Genomic DNA, 16,349 nt, shown 5'->3' with positions numbered 1-16,349 from the left:
CGATGGTCAAATGATTGTCGGTCCGAAGCTGACACTAGCACCCACCCGAAAAAGCGCAAGAACTGACTGGTTTGAGTATTAAGCGTCAAAAAAACGGTGACTCAAATCTGACACACCCCAAGCGCTGAAGACCTTTAAATTCAGGGCTTTCGACCGTTCATCGCTTATTTTAATTCTGAACAAATCTGCATTTTTTGAACAAATTCAATCGCGACAATGACTTGATGGCCAATCGCCAAAAAACGCTTAAGTGTTATACCGATGCAACATGTCATTTTGCTGACACGGTTTTCAAACCCTGCGCTATACCCCTTCTACAGTCTTCTTCCGAACTACTTCTTTTCACTCTATCGAGGGTGCGCAGATGGACGTGAGCGTATTTGGCACGGGTTATGTTGGACTCATACAAGCCGCTGCACTTGCAGATGTTGGTCATCGGGTTTTATGCGTAGATATTGATCCCAACAAGATTAACCAACTGCAACAAGCCGTGCCGCCGATCAGCGAACCGGGGTTGTCCGGCACGCTGGAAGAAAACATCAAGGCCGGCCGCCTGTTGTTCAGCACCCAGGCCAGTGACGCCGTTGCGCATGCCGAGTTGATCTTCATCGCCGTCGGCACTCCGGCGGACGAAGATGGATCCGCGGACCTCAGCCACGTGCTGAATGTTGCCCGGCAGATCGCCTCGCACATGGAAGCCGACCGCACGCTGATCATCAAATCCACGGTGCCGGTGGGCACGGCGGATCAGGTGCTGGCCACCGCGAACACCGAACTGCAGCGTCGCGAAAAAACCGGCCTGACCGTGCGCGTGGTGTCCAACCCGGAATTCCTCAAGGAAGGCAGCGCCCTCGCCGACTGCATGCGCCCGGACCGGATCATCGTCGGCACCCACGACGAAGAAGCCCGCGAGCAGATGAGCGAGCTGTACGCGCCGTTCTGTCGCAACCGCGAAAAGCTGATGTTCATGGACAACCGCAGCGCCGAGTTGACCAAGTACGCGGCCAACGCGATGCTCGCCACGCGCATCAGCTTCATGAACGAACTGGCCAACCTGACTGAATTGCTTGGCGCTGACATTGAAGCGGTGCGCAAAGGCATCGGCTCGGATCCGCGCATCGGCTACCACTTCATTTACCCCGGCTGCGGCTTCGGCGGTTCGTGTTTCCCCAAGGATTTGCGCGCCCTGCTGCACACCGCCGAACACAACGGCATGCCGCTGAAACTGCTGCGCAGCGTCACCGACGTCAACGACAGCCAGCGGCACATCCTGTTCAGCAAACTCAAAGCCCAGTTTCCGCAAGGCCTGGCCGGCAAATCCATCGCGATCTGGGGCCTGGCGTTCAAGCCGAACACCGATGACATGCGCGAAGCGCCCAGCCGCTATTTGATGGACGCACTCTGGGCGAGGGTGCCAGCGTGCAGGCCTATGATCCGGAAGCGATGTCCGAATGCCGGCGCATTTACGGTTACCGCAACGACCTGCACCTGTGCGCCACTCGCGATGACACGCTGGAAGACGCCGACGCGCTGGTGATCTGCACCGAGTGGAAGAATTTCCGTGTGGTCGATTTTGAACTGCTCGCCAGCAAACTGCGCTCGCGGGTGATCGTCGACGGGCGCAACCTGTACAACCCGGAACACGTCGCCGCCGCCGGTCTGCACTACAGCGGCATCGGCCTGCGCCACGTTGCACCAGAAGGCCCGCGGCCATGAAGATTCTGGTTACCGGTGCGGCCGGTTTCATAGGTGCCCATTGCGTGTTGCGACTGCTGCGCGACGGTCACGCGGTGGTCGGCCTGGACAATTTCAACGACTACTACGATCCGCAGCTCAAGCACGATCGGGTGCAATGGGTACGTGCCCAGGTCGGTGATTTTCAGCTCGCCACGGTTGACCTGGCCGACGCTTCGGCCATCGAAGCGTTATTCGTCCGCGAACAGCCGCAAGTGGTGATCCACCTCGCCGCGCAGGCCGGGGTGCGTTATTCGCTGGAGAATCCGCGGGCCTATGTCGACAGCAACCTCAGCGGCTTTCTCAACATTCTCGAGAGCTGCCGGCATCATCCGGTCGAGCACCTGATCTACGCCTCGTCGAGTTCGGTCTACGGCGCCAACCAGCACACGCCGTATTCGGTCAAGGACGGCGCCAATCATCCGCTGTCGCTGTACGCCGCGACTAAAAAAGCCAATGAACTGATCGCCCACAGTTACAGCCATCTGTTCGGCATTCCCTGCACCGGCCTGCGCTTTTTCACCGTGTACGGGCCATGGGGCCGGCCAGACATGTCGCCGATCCAGTTCGCCCGCGCGATCAACGAAGGCACGCCGCTGAAGCTGTTCAATTACGGCGAGCATCAGCGCGACTTCACCTACATCGACGACATCATCGAAAGCATCGCGCGCCTGATCGACCAGGCGCCGCAGGTCAATGCGCATTGGGATCGCGAGCAGCCGGACCCGGCCAGCAGCATGGCGCCGTGGCGACTGTTCAACATCGGCGGGCAGCAACCGGTGGAACTGAAGACTTACCTGGCGCTGATCGAGAAACACCTCGGCCGCCAAGCCATTGTCGAGCTGTTGCCGCTGCAACCGGGCGACGTGCTCAACACCTGCGCCGATGCCAGCGATCTGGCCCAGGCCACCGGATTCCAGCCACGCATCGAGCTGGATGAAGGACTCGGGCGTTTCATCGCCTGGTTTCGCGACTACTACCCACTGCCTGTCGCCCACGCGCCGCTCGCGGCTGAAATTCAGCGGAGGACTTCCTGATGACTGGACATGAACAAGGTGTGCCGATCCAACAAATGCGCCGAGACAAGCGCGTTGACCCCGAGCACCGAATGCGCCTCGACGCAGCGATCCATCGCCAGGGTCGCGGCTGGTTCACTGGCCGCGACGGTGGCCGGCCATGGCAGTTGTCGCGCACCAATCGGGTGGTCGCCTGCCTCGGCGCATTGGCGATTTTACTGGTGTTTTCGCCGCTGTTGATCGGTCTAGCGCTGGCCATCAAATTCAGCAGCCCCGGCCCGGTGCTGTTTGTGCAAAAGCGCACCGGCTACCGCGGCCGCAAATTCGGCATGTACAAATTCCGCACGATGGTCGCCAACGCCGAAGATCTGAAGGAGTCGCTGCGCCACCTGAACAAGCACGGCGCCGACGCCATCGACTTCAAGATCGACAAGGATCCGCGCATCACCGGCATCGGCGGTTTCCTGCGGCGCACCAGCCTCGACGAATTGCCCAACCTGATCAATGTCGTGACCGGCGACATGCGCCTGGTCGGCCCACGTCCGACCTCGTTCAACGCTTACCGCTACAAGGACAACCATCTCGCCCGCCTGGCGATCTACCCCGGCATGACCGGCCTGTGGCAGATCTCCGGGCGCAGCAATATCGACTTCGACCAGCGCGTTGAGTTGGATCTCAGCTACATCGCCGAGCAGAGCCTTTTGCTTGATCTGAAGATTCTGTTGAAAACCCCCTTCAAAGTATTCAGCGGCCACGGAGCAAGCTAATGGACGGTTCAACCAATAAAAGCCTGAGCATCGCCAGCCCCAGCGAATCGAACCTGACCTCGACCGTGCTGGATCTCGATCTGCGGATCCTGTTCCTGACCGCCGCCAATCCCGGCGCCGGCACTACCACCAGCGCTCTGACGCTGGCCAGTCAGCTGGCACAAATGAGCAGCGGTCAGGTGTTGTTCGTCGATGCCAGCCAGTCGGCGAGCAACCTCACACAGCAGTTGAATCTGACCAAGGAGCGCGGCCTGCGCGACTTGCTGTTCAACCCGGACAACCCACCCCTTTTGCAGGACTGCCTGGTGCAGGTCTCCAGCCTGCCGTTTCACGTGCTACCCAACGGTCGGCCGATCCGCACTATGGAACACCTGACCGCCGAGCGCCTGAGCCCGTTGCTCGATCAACTGGGCAGCCAGTACCGCTTCGTGGTGATCGATGGCGACGCGGTGTACTCCGCCGCCGACACCCTGGTCATCAGCACCCAAGTCGACGGTGTGGTGTTTGTGGTTCGTGCCGAAGACACCCGTTGGGAAGTCGCCCAAGCCGCTGTGCAACGGCTGACCCAGGCCGGCGCGAAAGTGGTCGGCAGCGTCTTCAACCGGCGCAAGTACTACATGCCCAAATGGCTTTACAAAAACCTGTAAGCGAACGCGAAGGATGACGCCATGAACGCCAAAATGCTTGTCCTGCTGTTGCTGCCGCTTGCGGGTTGCTCCAGCACTTCCGAAACCCGCAACATGCCGGTGAATATTCTCACCGCCACCCCGGCCAATGCCCAGGCCACCGACATGCCGAGGGTCGAGCAGACCCTGCGCCCGAAAGACGTGCTGGATGTGATTTTCCACATCAGCACCAGCGGTTCGGACGCTTACCGCGTGCAATCGGGTGACCAGGTCGGCCTGAACTTCACCGCCGCCAGCCAGCTCAACGGCACGCAACTGGTGCTGCCCGATGGCACCATCGAGCTGCCCGGCGCCAACACCTCGGTGAAAATCGCCGGTTTGACCAGCGACGAGGCCCGCCAGGAAATCCAGCGCGTCTATCAGCGCAAACAGCTGTTCCAGCCCAACCGCAATCAGCTTTCGGTGCAGATCCTGAGCCCGCTGAGCAACGAACAGAACCTCAAAAGCGCGCTCAACCACCCGGCCACCGGCATGAGCCGCGAGATCACTGTCGGCACCGATGGCTATGCCAGCTTCCCGGAAATCGGCGCCGTGCCGCTGCAAGGCATGACCGTCAATCAGCTGGAAACCTTCCTCAATCAGAAGTACGCGCAACTGCCGGGGCGGATGACCGTGGACGTGCTGCTCAAGTCCACTGCCGGCAACGAGATCTATGTGCTTGGCGAAGTCGCGCAACCGGGCTCTTACCCGATCCGTCGGCCAGTGTCGGTGCTTGAAGCGTTGACCCTGGCGCGCGGCACCAACGTCAAGGCGCGTCTGGATTCGGTCGTGATCATGCGGCGCAACGGTAATCAGGTGCAGGCGATGAACTACGACGTCGAGAAAGCCCTGTCCGGGGAGGCGCCACAGATCGCCTATCTGCAGCCGGACGACATGCTCTACGTGCCAAAAACCAAACTCGCCAGCGCCGGCGAACTCGCCCGGCAACTGGCGGATGTGGTGCTGTTCCAGGGCGTCGGTTTCAGCTTCGGCTACCGCGTCGACAACAAAGGCAGTGACGACTGATTCTCAGGTGACCGACATGAACCCAAAAGAAAATTACCTGCACGAGTTCTTCAGGATTTTCTTCGCCAACAAGCAAACGGTGAAGCGCATCTTCCTGACCTTTGCAGTGATCGCCCTGCTCCTGCCATTGCTGCTCAAACAGAGCTTCGATATCAACGCGCAGGTCATCGTGCAGTCGAAAAAACTGTCCCAGGGCGATGCGACCACTTCGCTGACCCAGGACAGCGCCACATTCATTCCGCCATCGCTGGCGGACATGGAAACCGAAAGCAATATCCTCCGGTCGCCGGCATTGATTCGCCGGACCATCAGCGAACTGCGCGACCAGGGTCAATACAACCCGCCGCCGGGGATGCTCAGCAAGCTGGCCGGCGAACCGTTCAAGCGTTACGTCAGCACGCCGCTGCGCGAATACGTGATCAATCCGCTGCGTGATGCACTGGGCATGGAAACCGATCCGGTGCGTGACACGGCACTGGACAGTTTGACCCAGGACGCCGTCGACAATCTGAAGATCGAAACCCTGCCGGGTTCCAATGTGATCTCGATCGTCTACAGCTTCCCTGATCCTGCCCAAGGCACAACGTTCGTTGCCGCGTTGCTGCAAAACTATCTGGTCGATCGGCAGGCGTTGCAATCGATCGAGTTGCCGCACTCGTTCTACGAGACCAAGAAACATCAATATCAGGTGCGGCTCGATGGCCTGGAAGGCGCTCGGCTGGGCCTGCTGGAAAGCGTCGGCTCGTCCGATCCGAAAGAGGAAATCACCTTCCGCCTCAACGCGATCAACACCGAAGAGCAGGCACTCAACTTGTATCGCGATCGCTTGCTGCAAAGCCAGCGCTGGCTCGATTACCTGAAAACCAGTCTGGCCGCCGCGAACACCAACAAACTCAATGACTACACCTTCCCGTTTACCTTCACCACGACGGTGGACAACATCGCGTTCGAGGATCGCGAGATCCGGCAGATGGGTGAGCAACTGACCACTCAGGTCAGCCGCTACATGAACGACCTGGCGGTATTTCAGCCCAGCAGCGAGCCAATGTTGCTGGCCCGCGAGCAAATCGCTCGGACACGCCAGCAGTTCCTGAAAGTGGTCAACAACCGCATCCAGGAACGCACCATTGACCTGTCAGTGGTGAGCCAGGTCATCGAACAGAAAACCGCGCGCATCGCCGAGTTCAAGAACCGCATCCACCAATTGCAGCAGACCCAAAGCAAGCTGCGCCAGATGGACACCGAGATCGGCGCGTTGCACGCAGCGTTTTCGACCTATGCGCAGCGCTTTGCCGAAAGCAGCACGACACGCGCGCTGGATAACGACTTGTCCAACGCCCGGGTATTGAGTCCGCCGTATGAACCGACCGAAGCGGCTTTTCCCAAACCGCTGCTGATCATTCCTTTCGGTTTGTTCACCGGGCTGTTGCTGGCAATTGCCTTCGTCTATGTGCGTGAGTTCTTCGATCATCGCTTCAAACATCCAGCGCAAATCAGTCACGAACTGGGTCTGCCGGTACTGCTGGTGCTCAACGAAGAAACGTCGCAGCCGGGCAATCCGCACAAGAACTGGACCGTGCCAAGCCTCGTTCACTGGGTGCGCAATTGAACGCGGCGTCTACCCCTTGCGTCGCCCTGCCGATCATTCACTTGCTCAGCAGTGGCGGCTTCTATGGGGCCGAGCGGATGTTGCTGGATCATTGCCTGGCGACGCCGGGGCAGCACCAGGTGCTGTTCCTCGACGCACCGCCAGAGCTGATCGCGCGCTTTCGCGAGGCTGGGGTGGACGCTCGCGCTTGTGCCGGGCTCGGCGGACTTCTGCAGCACTTGCGTCAACGTCGAGAAGACAAGCCCCTGCTCAACACGCACAACTTCAAAGGGCTGTTATTTGGCTGGGTCGGCGCAACGCTGTTGCGCCTGCCGCTGGTGATCACTCAACACGGTTTCACTCCGCGCAGTCGCAAGCAGAAATTCTACACCTGGCTGAGCCTGCAACTGTGCCGCACGTCACCGGTGAAGCGGGTGGTCTGCGTGGCGGAAAGCATCGCCGCGCTGCACCGACGAGCCAGCGTGCGCGCGGAGAAGTTGCAGGTGATTCCCAACGGTTTGCCAGCGGCGCCGGCGATTCAACCGGTGGCAGATCGGCAACGCTGGCTGGCGGGTTACGTCGGACGGTTAAGCAGCGAGAAAGGCCCGGACCTGTTTCTCGATGCACTGATTCCGCTGTGTCATCAGCATCCGCAACTGGACGCGGTGATGCTCGGTGATGGCCCGGAACGTGAAGCCTCGCAAGCACGCATCGACGCGGCGGGTTTACAAGAGCGGATTCGCTTGCCTGGCTATCAGACGGCGATGCAAGACTGGTGGCGGCAGCTCGATGCGCTGGTGATCAGCTCGCGCACCGAGGGCACGCCGATGATTCTGCTCGAAGCGATGCAGGCTGGCGTGCCGGTGGTGGCTTTCGCGGTCGGCGGCATTCCCGACGTTTTGCAGGACGGCCACAACGGCTTGCTCGCGACACCGATGGATACCGCCGCCCTCGCCCGCCAACTCGACACCTTGCTGGCCGAACCGAAGCTGGCTGCGCAACTGAGCGACAACGCCAAACGCACACAACAGGAACGCTACGACCTCAAGGCCTTGGCCGAACGCTGGTCGCAGCTGTACATCCACACGGCACGGGAGGCACGCCCATGATTTTCCCGCTCTCGATCGTCAGTCTGCTGGCACTGGTCTGTCTGGCCTTGCTGGTCAGTCCTTATCCGTTTCTGGCGCCGGGGGCAGTGCTGGGCCTGCTGGGTTTCACGGTGCTGTATCGCAAACCGTCGTGGGGCCTGCTGGGCATTGCCGCGCTGGTTCCGTTTGAAGGGTTCTTCAAGGACACGGCGTTTTCCGGCAGCAAATTGATCGGTGTTTCGCTGGCGGCGATTCTGGCGTTGCAACTGGCACTGCATCAGATTCCATCGCAGCGCCTGCGCAGCAATTTGTGGCGCTACCTGATCGGCTTCATGGCGCTGTACCTGCTGAGCCTGCTCGCCAGCGACAACCTCGGCATGTCGCAAACTCATCTGCGTGAACTGAGCGTGGGTCTGATCCTGTTCGTGATTACCTTGCTGGTCGGCCGCGAACTGAACCTCGATCTGTTCGCCAGGCTGGTCACGCTCAGCGTCAGCGCAACTTGCGCGATGGCGATGTTTTCCAGCAGATTTCAGGACAAGGGCCGCGCCGCCGGTCTGCTCGAAGACCCCAACGCCTTCGCCTTGCTGATCGCCTTCGCCGTACCATTGGGTCTGCTGCTGGTGATTCGCAGCCCGAACCTGCTGCAGCGTTTGTTCTGGGCGGGCTGCTGCCTGCTGTTGCTCGGCGGCATGACCAAAACCGAATCGCGCTCGGGGCTGGTGGTTCTGGCGCTGAGTCTGGGGATCGGTGTCTGGCATTACCGTCAGCAGCTTACTCACATTCGTCCACGGCATTTCGGCTTCGCCATGCTCGGCGCTGCGATCATTCTTCCTCTGGCGATCTACGCAATGCCGGCCGGTTATCTGGCGCGCATCCAGTCGCTGAGTATCCTTAGCGCCGGGGCCAAGGCTCAGGACGAATCCCTCGGCCGTCGCGCCTCCTACATTGTCGTCGGCAGTCAGATCATCCGCGAACACCCGCTGCTGGGCTCCGGACCCGGCACCTTTCCGTTGCACTACGCAACCACCGGTTATGCCAAGGCATTCTCGGCCAACCGCAAGATCGGCGATCTGTATCGCCGGGCGCACAACACTTATCTGGAGATTTTCAGCGAACTGGGTATCCCTGCGGGCCTGCTGTTTGTCGGCATGCTTGTGCAGGGTTTCTACAACCTGATCCGCGCCCGACTCGCGTGGTTGCAGCGACGCGATCGGCAGCAGGCAGACCTGATTACCCACCTGGGCATGAGTTTTCTGTCACTTGCGTTGTTCCTGATGTTTCTCAGCGCGCCGAACCTGAAATACCTGTGGATCATGCTGGCGCTGACCTGGGTCCTGCGCCTGAAAGCCGAGCAAGCGCCGCTGATGGAGGCCAGAGCATGAGCCGGATCAGCATTGTCATCCCGATGTACAACGAGGCGCGGCACATCGGCCGCACCCTGCTGGCCGCTCGCAAAGCCGCGCACGCTGCCGACATCGACTGTGAACTGATCGTGGTCGACAACGGCTCCACTGACGACGGGCCGCAGATCGCCCGCGCATTCGGCGCACAAGTGCTGGTGCTGCCCGGGCTGCTGATCGGTGCCTTGCGCAATCGAGGCGCAACAGTTGCCAGCGGCGAATGGCTGGCCTTCATCGATGCCGATATCGAAATGCCCGAAGACTGGCTCAAGCAAATGTTCGCCCTGGCCGCTGACGACCGGGGCGACGTCTTCGGTCTGGACCTGCACACCCCTGCCGCCGCGCCATGGTTTGCCACCGCATGGCAGCGCCGCGCTTTGCGTCCTACGAGCCGCGCCTCGCGCACGGTGCAATGGCTACCCAGTGCCAACCTGCTGCTGCGCAAGCGTTGGTTCGACGATGCCGGCGGTTTCAACGAAACCCTGCGCACCGGAGAGGACAAGGAATACACCCTGCGTCTGCACCGACACGGCGCGCGCTTGCTCTCAGTCAACACCAGCGTCGCCCTGCATTGGGGCTATGAAATGACCTGGGGCGAATGGGTCGGCAAGGAACTGTGGCGTCAGGGCAGTCATCTGCAATTGCTGCGCGCCCATGGCATGAGCCTGCGTCTGCTGCGTTTTCCGTTGCTGTCGGTGATGGTGTGGTTGCTCGATGCGCTGGCGATCCTGACGTTGCTCACCGGCCACGCCGAGCAAGCGTTGATCCTGTTGATGCTGGGTCTGCTGCCGAGTCTGCTGCTCAGCGTACGGCAAAGCATTCGTCAGCATGATTTGAGCCTGACCTTTCAACTCTGGGGCCTGCACTGGGTGCGTCTGCACCTGGCCAGCGCGGCATTGATTCTCGGACTGTGTCATTGGAATGCCAGGAGGCCCGCCCGTGGCTGAACTCATTTTTTGCCTGTGCCTGTTGCTGCCAGCGTATGCCTACATCGGCTATCCACTGCTGCTGACTTTGCTGGCACCGCTGTTTCCGGCCTGGCGACACGACCCGGCGCCGGCGCTGAACATCAGCATTGTCATTGCCGCACACAATGAGGCGCGGCACATCGAGCACAAATTGCGCACGCTGCTGGCCCAGGATTATCAGCCGGCCGCGCTGCAGATCATTCTCGCCAGCGACGGTTCCACCGACGACACCGTGGCCTGCGCGCACAAAGTGATCGATCCGCGCATCACCGTGCTCGACCTGCCGCGCCAGGGTAAAGCCGCCACGCTGAATGCCGGCGTGGCCGTGAGCAGCGGCGACATTCTGGTATTCACCGATGCCGACAACCAATGGTCGCGTGACACACTCGGCCATTTGCTCGCGCCGTTGAGCGATCCGCAGGTCGGTGCCTGCGCCGGGCACATGGTGATTCCGGTTACGGGTGGCGGACTGAGCATCGGTGACAGCCTCTATCGGCATTACGAAGGCTGGCTGCGCCGGGTCGAAAATCGCACTGGCTGCATGGTTTCCGCCGACGGCGCCCTGCTCGCCCTGCGTCGCGAGTTGTTCCAGGACGTACCGGCCGAGGTCAACGACGATTTTTTTATCAGCACCTGCGCGCCGGTAGCCCACAAACGCATCGTCTACGTACCTCAGGCCCAAGTGATCGATCAAGGCGTCGACGAAGCGGACAAGCAATGGCGCCGCCGCCAGCGGGTGACCGTCGGTGGTCTGCAGAGCCTTGCGCAACGCCGCGAACTGCTCAATCCATTCAAGCATGGCCTGTATTCCATCGCGTTGATCAGCCACAAACTGATCCGCCGACTGGCACCGGTGCTGTTGCTGCCGCTGCTGCTGAGCAATTTCTGGCTGTGGAACGCACACGGTTTTTATCGCTTGAGCCTGATCGCGCAATTGATCGGTTACTCGATCGCCATCGCCGGCCTGCTGGATTCGCAACACCGTTTGCCCAAACCGTTCCGCCTTGCGGCATTCCTGCTGGTGACGCTGGCGGGCATGAGCGTCGGCCTGTGGCAGTTCCTGCGCGGGCAACGGTACGCGCAGTGGAATCCTGAACAGAATCGTTGAGAGGACTCATGCCATGGCGATCAAACAACTGATAAAACGCACCAGCGGCTGGCTTTATCTCAACTCGTCAGTGGGACGCAACCAGTTGCACGGGGCGGGGGTCATCCTGATGCTCCACCGCGTGCTGGCCAACGACCGTGCCGCCAACCTGCCGCACCGCAATGAACTGTGCGTCGGCCCGCACGCCTTCGAACACTTGCTGATGTGGCTGCGCAAGCATTTCGATTGCGTGCCGCTGATGGAGGTGCTGCAGCCCAACGCGCTGCGCACCGAACGCCCGCGCGTGGCGCTGACCTTCGATGACGGTTGGCGTGACAACGCGGTCAACGCCTACCCGTTGTTGCAAAAACATCAGGTGCCCGCGAGCATTTTTCTTTCCACCGATTTCATCGGTAGCCGGCAACGCTTCTGGTGGGAAAGCGTGGGCGAAACGCTGTGGGGCAGCCATGGCGAAAAGGCGCGCATGCACCTGATCGAGCACCTGCGCGTCACCGGTCATCCGTTGCCGGTGCTGCTCGACGATATCGATGTAGACCGGCGCAGCCTGGCGCTGCTGCATTACCTGCAAAGTCTGAAAAGCCTCGATCCGCAGGAACTGGAACGTTTGACCGACGAGTGTCCGCCCGAATCCCTGCCGCAAGCCCTGGACTGGCACCAGGTGCGCGCCATGGAAGCGTCCGGTCTGGTGCGTTTTGGCCCACACGGCGCCAGCCATTCGATCCTCACCGGACTCGATGACCTGCGTCTGCATGAAGAAATCAGCCGCAGCCGCGATGCCTTGCACAATGGCTGCAATCGGCCATTGCCGGTGTATTGCTATCCCAACGGCGACAACGATGAGCGCGTACGCGAGCAGGTCGCCAATCACGATTATCCATTCGCCCTTGGCACGGCCACGGGCCTCTATCGCGGCGCGGGCGATCCGCTGAACCTGCCGCGCTTCGGCGTCAGCCAACGCACCGCACGCAATCCGGAACTGCTGTCGTTACGGATCTTTCGCGGAGCACGGCCATGAGTCGCGGCAGCTACATCAGGCATTTGGCCCTGAGCATGGGCACCAAACTGGCGATGATTGCCTTGCGCCTGCTGCGCAATGTGTTGCTGGCGCGGATTCTCGGGCCGAGTGAACGCGGCTTGTTCGCCCTGCTCAGCACCCTGCCGGATCTGATCAGCGCGGCCACCAGCGGCGGTTTGAATTCGGCGGTCGGTTATCAGGCGGCCAACCAGCGGCCGATGGGTGTGTTGCTCGCTCAGGTGCTGGTGTTCGGCTGTCTCCTGGCCGGACTGCTGACGTTGCTGGTGGTCGCGCTGGCGCGAGAATTTGGCAGCGAACTCGACGTCACGATGCAACTCGGTCTGCTGGCGTGGCTATTGCTGCTGGCGGTGCCGCTGACCGTGCTCAAAAGCGGCCTGCTGACGTTGCACAATGCGTCGGGCGGCGTGGTCGCCTTCAATGTCCTGCGCCTGATCGAATCCCTGGCGCCGCTGCTGCTGTTTGTCGCGCTGTTCTGGATGTGGAAAGAGGCGGCACTTGAAGCCGCACTGATCAGTTGGCTGGCCGGTATCAGCCTGGTGGTGCTGGTGGGCTGGATGTGGCTCAAACGCGCACAGCCGCTGCAACTGCAATGGGATCGTGCGAGCCAGAACGAGCTGCTGCGATTCAGTGCGCGCAGCCATCCGGATCTGCTGTTCCAACAGGTGATTCTGCGCTCCGATTACTTGTTCATCGGCGCCCTGCTCGGCAGCACCGCGCTCGGCCATTACGCCATGGCCAGTGCCGCCGCCGAACTGTTGCTGATCGTTCCGGAAGCGGTCACCACACCGCTGATGAAGCGCCTGCTGCAACAGGACGAAGGCATGGACAAGGTCACGCCGCTGGCGCTACGCCTGACTGCCACGGTGATGCTCGGCGCGTGCATCAGCATGGCGCTGATCGGCGAATGGCTGATCGTCACCCTGTTCGGCGCGGCCTACCAACCGGCCTATCCGGCGCTGCTGGCATTGCTGCCGGGGCTGTTGGGCCTGTGCTACGCAAGCATTCTGCGCCTGGACCTGATCGGCAAGAATCGGCCGGCCACGGTCTCACTGTTGATGGGGGTGGGCGCGTTGCTCAATCTGGGGCTCAACCTGCTGCTGATCCCAAGCTACGGCATCGTCGGCGCAGCGGCAGCGTCCTCGATTGCCTATCTGGCCGTGACCCTGGCGATGCTGGTGCTCTACTGCAGATTGAGTGGCGTGCCGTTCTGGCACACCTTGTTCATCCTCCCCAGCGACATCACACCGATGTGGCTGATGCTGCACCGCAGGAAAGCCGCATGAAGCGCCTGATCCTGCTGCTCGGACTCGGCCTGACGCTGAACGCCTTCGCTGCGCCGATGCAGTGGGGCGACATCCGCGACGGCAGCCTGTATCTGCAAGCCGATCGCCCGGACACAATCACCGTAAGCTGGGTGCCGGCGTGGCAGGCCGAGGCCAATGAAGAGCATATCTACCTGCTCGACGGCCAGGGCCGGTTACAAGGTGACCGGTTCATCAAGGCGAGCGAGGTTCGTGGTTCGCAGCGCTGGCCGCTGGTGCCAGGCGCTGCCGCTTATCGTCTGGAGATTCCCGGTTATAGCTTCCGCAGTTACCGCGTCGAGCACGACGATAAAACCGTGGCGCTGTTCAGTCCGGCCAAGGTGCATTTCAGTGTCGAAACGCGCAATGGCGATGAGCTGTTTTTCAAAGTGGCACCGGGGGAACGTGCGGTGCTCAACGGCAAATACCATGGCGGCGTCAAAGCGCTGCAAGCACAGCGCATGGACGATGGACAACAACTGTCGCTGGCCCTCAAGCCCTACCGCGCCTATTGGCAGTTCGATCAAGTGGCCCTGCCGGTCAGCGACCGGGCGCAGGTCTGGCGCTTGCGTTTGCAGGGCAGCGGCAAAGCGGCGTTCTGGCTCGACGGCACCGGCAACCTGTTTGCGCAGAATCAGCAGCAGCTCCAGCCATTGCGTGAAGAACCGGGTCAGGTACGCCTCATCCTGCACGACAAGGTGCTCGGGCGCACGCCGGATCTGGGCATTGCCCTGCCCAACATTATGCCGCCCGAAAGCAGTCATGCCGCATTGGACGCCTTGAAACCAAGTGCGGCGAGTTATTACAGCTACGTTGACGTCACTTCGAAAAATGCCCGTTTCGACGACCCGGTTCGTCAGCTCTATCAGACTCGCTTCGGCATCCGCCAGGACATCACTCTGCTCGCCGGTACCGGGCGTCAGGCCAATCTGCGCGCCGACGTGCAAAGCAGCAACGGCCTTCAGGCATGGCTGGCCGGGACTCGAGCCTTGAGTGGTCAAGGCACCCATTACATCGGCTTTGCCGACGAGCCGAACCTCAACTATTCGAGCTACGAAGACTATCGGGCGATTTTTGTCAGCATGGCGCGCCAGGTGCGCAGTGATCCGGCCAATGCCAAGGCCGGTGTGCGCATCGCCATGCCGGCCACTTCGCGCCTGGTCAACGGCCCGTTCGCCAATAACGCCGCGGACAAGCGCGGGATCGATTGGGCTCGGCGTCTGCTCGGCGAATCGCCCGAACAGATCGACGCATTGGCCTGGCACGAATGGATGATCCGCGACCTGCTCGCCACTCGCGTGTATCGCGACAGCGTGCGCCGCGCCGCGGAACTGGTCGGCCTCGACGCAAAAGATCAGCCGCGCAAGGCCTTGCTGCTGGATCAGACCAATCTCTCCAGCGGCTCGAGCCTGAGCCCGTACGACCAGGAAACTCACTACGCGGCGCTGTGGTGGGCGTCGGTGGTCATCAACGCTTCTCAGGACGGTTTGCTGAGCATGCTCAACTGGTTTCAGGCAGCCGACGAACCGCCGTACGCCAAAGGCATGGTGCGCATATCGGGCGGTGATCGCTTCGAACTGAAACCGGTGGGCCTGGCCCAGCAATTCATCGCTCGGCATTGGCTGCCGCATGTGCTGCAGCTCGAAAACGACGCCTTTGAAGTGGATGTGCTGGCGATGGCCGGCGACGAGCAGCGCACTTTGCTGGGTGTGAACAAAGGCACACGCCTGCAACGCGTTGATCTGAGCGGCGCCAAGTGCCCGCTGAACCAGGGCGCCCTGCGTTTCTTCGGCGTCGACAACCGCGCCCGCGACGCACCGTTTGTCTGCGAAAACGGGCGCGTGCGTTTCGAGTTACCCGGGCAAACCCTGTTTGCCCTGAACTGGAATGCTTCATGAACCGCCCCTGCGCCCTGCGAGCGTCATGCTGCGCGTGGCACCTTCACCGGGAGATGAAACCATGGAAATCCTGAAAAAACTCAGCGGACATATCCGCCGCAAAGGCCTGCGAGCGACTTTGGCGAAGATCCGCAGAATGTACATTTTTGCCCATCAGCAATTGCTGTGGATGGAGCGCGACCTGGTCAGCCCCGTCCCGCCGTACAGCCTCAAACCTTACCCGCCGCTGCGCGTGATGAAGATCACCGCCGACAACGCCAGCGCCTTCAGCCGTTACTTCGGCGACCGTGTCGGCGTCATGGCCGAACTGGCCGATGAAGGCCACACCGGGCATATGCATGTCGACGAGCACGGCGATGCCGTGGCGTTCATCTGGGGTACGCAGCGCGATTATTTTGATCGGCATTTCTACGGTTGCCGATTCCCGGTGAAACCCGGCGAGTTCTTCGAATTCGGTGGCGAAATGGCCCGCGCCTATTGGGGCACCGCATTGTCAGTCGATGTGCAACTGCTCCTGTGGAAAGCCATGGCTGCAAAAGGCTCCAGCAAAGTGGTCGATGTCTGTGACTCGAGCAACATCCCGGCGCTCAAGCTGCACCTGCGCATGGGCTATACCGAACAACAGCGGATCATGAATATCTACACGCTGTTCGGCCGCTGGCGCTTCTATCGCGAAACGCATTACAGCGGTTCGCGCCTGATGGCGGTGCGCAAAACTTCCCGTCCACCTGTCAAAGCAACGGCGGCCTGA

General features: G+C 61.1%; 13 protein-coding genes and 1 pseudogene. All 14 read left to right on the top strand.

The features are described 5' to 3' along the window. The first annotated feature begins 364 nt into the window (after nt 1–364). The 14 genes and pseudogenes from EL257_RS10105 (at nt 365) to EL257_RS10040 (ending at nt 16,349) form a co-directional block, all read left to right on the top strand. A pseudogene (locus EL257_RS10105) lies at nt 365–1,716 on the top strand (UDP-glucose dehydrogenase family protein). Then, entirely contained in the window at nt 1,713–2,771 is a 1,059-nt protein-coding gene (locus tag EL257_RS10100; RefSeq protein WP_126362138.1) for an NAD-dependent epimerase, read from the top strand. Before EL257_RS10105 ends, EL257_RS10100 begins: the two are co-directional and overlap by 4 nt. Then, a complete protein-coding gene (locus tag EL257_RS10095; protein ID WP_126362136.1) occupies nt 2,771–3,517 on the top strand; it encodes a sugar transferase in 747 nt (248 codons plus the stop codon). The genes EL257_RS10100 and EL257_RS10095 overlap by 1 nt, the downstream gene beginning before the upstream one ends. After that, a complete protein-coding gene (locus tag EL257_RS10090; RefSeq protein ID WP_126362134.1) occupies nt 3,517–4,164 on the top strand; it encodes a CpsD/CapB family tyrosine-protein kinase in 648 nt (215 codons plus the stop codon). The genes EL257_RS10095 and EL257_RS10090 overlap by 1 nt, the downstream gene beginning before the upstream one ends. Before the next feature lie 21 nt (nt 4,165–4,185). Next, a complete protein-coding gene (locus EL257_RS10085; RefSeq protein ID WP_126362132.1) occupies nt 4,186–5,208 on the top strand; it encodes a polysaccharide biosynthesis/export family protein in 1,023 nt (340 codons plus the stop codon). Between the two features lie 16 nt (nt 5,209–5,224). After that, nucleotides 5,225–6,817: a GumC family protein gene (locus EL257_RS10080; RefSeq protein ID WP_126362130.1), complete on the top strand. Its 1,593-nt coding sequence runs from the start codon at nt 5,225–5,227 to the stop codon at nt 6,815–6,817. Continuing rightward, entirely contained in the window at nt 6,814–7,905 is a 1,092-nt protein-coding gene (locus EL257_RS10075; protein ID WP_126362128.1) for a glycosyltransferase family 4 protein, read from the top strand. Before EL257_RS10080 ends, EL257_RS10075 begins: the two co-directional genes overlap by 4 nt. Then, complete coding sequence (locus EL257_RS10070) at nt 7,902–9,269, top strand: O-antigen ligase family protein (protein WP_126362126.1); 1,368 nt, start codon at nt 7,902–7,904, stop codon at nt 9,267–9,269. The genes EL257_RS10075 and EL257_RS10070 overlap by 4 nt, the downstream gene beginning before the upstream one ends. After that, the gene (locus tag EL257_RS10065; RefSeq protein WP_126362124.1) at nt 9,266–10,234 is read left to right on the top strand and encodes a glycosyltransferase; all 969 of its coding nucleotides are present in this window, start codon (nt 9,266–9,268) and stop codon (nt 10,232–10,234) included. Before EL257_RS10070 ends, EL257_RS10065 begins: the two co-directional genes overlap by 4 nt. Continuing rightward, nucleotides 10,227–11,363, top strand: coding sequence for a glycosyltransferase (locus EL257_RS10060; RefSeq protein WP_126362122.1), 1,137 nt, complete (start codon nt 10,227–10,229; stop codon nt 11,361–11,363). The genes EL257_RS10065 and EL257_RS10060 overlap by 8 nt, the downstream gene beginning before the upstream one ends. 13 nt (nt 11,364–11,376) lie before the next feature. After that, nucleotides 11,377–12,378, top strand: a complete 1,002-nt coding sequence (locus tag EL257_RS10055) for a polysaccharide deacetylase family protein (RefSeq protein ID WP_126362120.1) — start codon at nt 11,377–11,379, stop codon at nt 12,376–12,378. Next, nucleotides 12,375–13,682 carry an oligosaccharide flippase family protein gene (locus EL257_RS10050; protein WP_126362118.1) on the top strand — a complete coding sequence of 436 codons (1,308 nt, stop codon included), beginning with the start codon at nt 12,375–12,377 and terminating at the stop codon, nt 13,680–13,682. Before EL257_RS10055 ends, EL257_RS10050 begins: the two co-directional genes overlap by 4 nt. Next, nucleotides 13,679–15,598: a hypothetical protein gene (locus EL257_RS10045; RefSeq protein ID WP_126362116.1), complete on the top strand. Its 1,920-nt coding sequence runs from the start codon at nt 13,679–13,681 to the stop codon at nt 15,596–15,598. Before EL257_RS10050 ends, EL257_RS10045 begins: the two co-directional genes overlap by 4 nt. Before the next feature lie 61 nt (nt 15,599–15,659). Further along, nucleotides 15,660–16,349 (top strand): GNAT family protein, encoded by a 690-nt coding sequence (locus EL257_RS10040; RefSeq protein WP_126362114.1) that lies wholly within the window; start codon nt 15,660–15,662, stop codon nt 16,347–16,349.

The sequence above is a fragment of the Pseudomonas fluorescens genome (assembly GCF_900636825.1).
GTDB lineage: Bacteria > Pseudomonadota > Gammaproteobacteria > Pseudomonadales > Pseudomonadaceae > Aquipseudomonas > Aquipseudomonas fluorescens_BG.
This window is presented reverse-complemented; position numbering and strand designations above follow the sequence as displayed.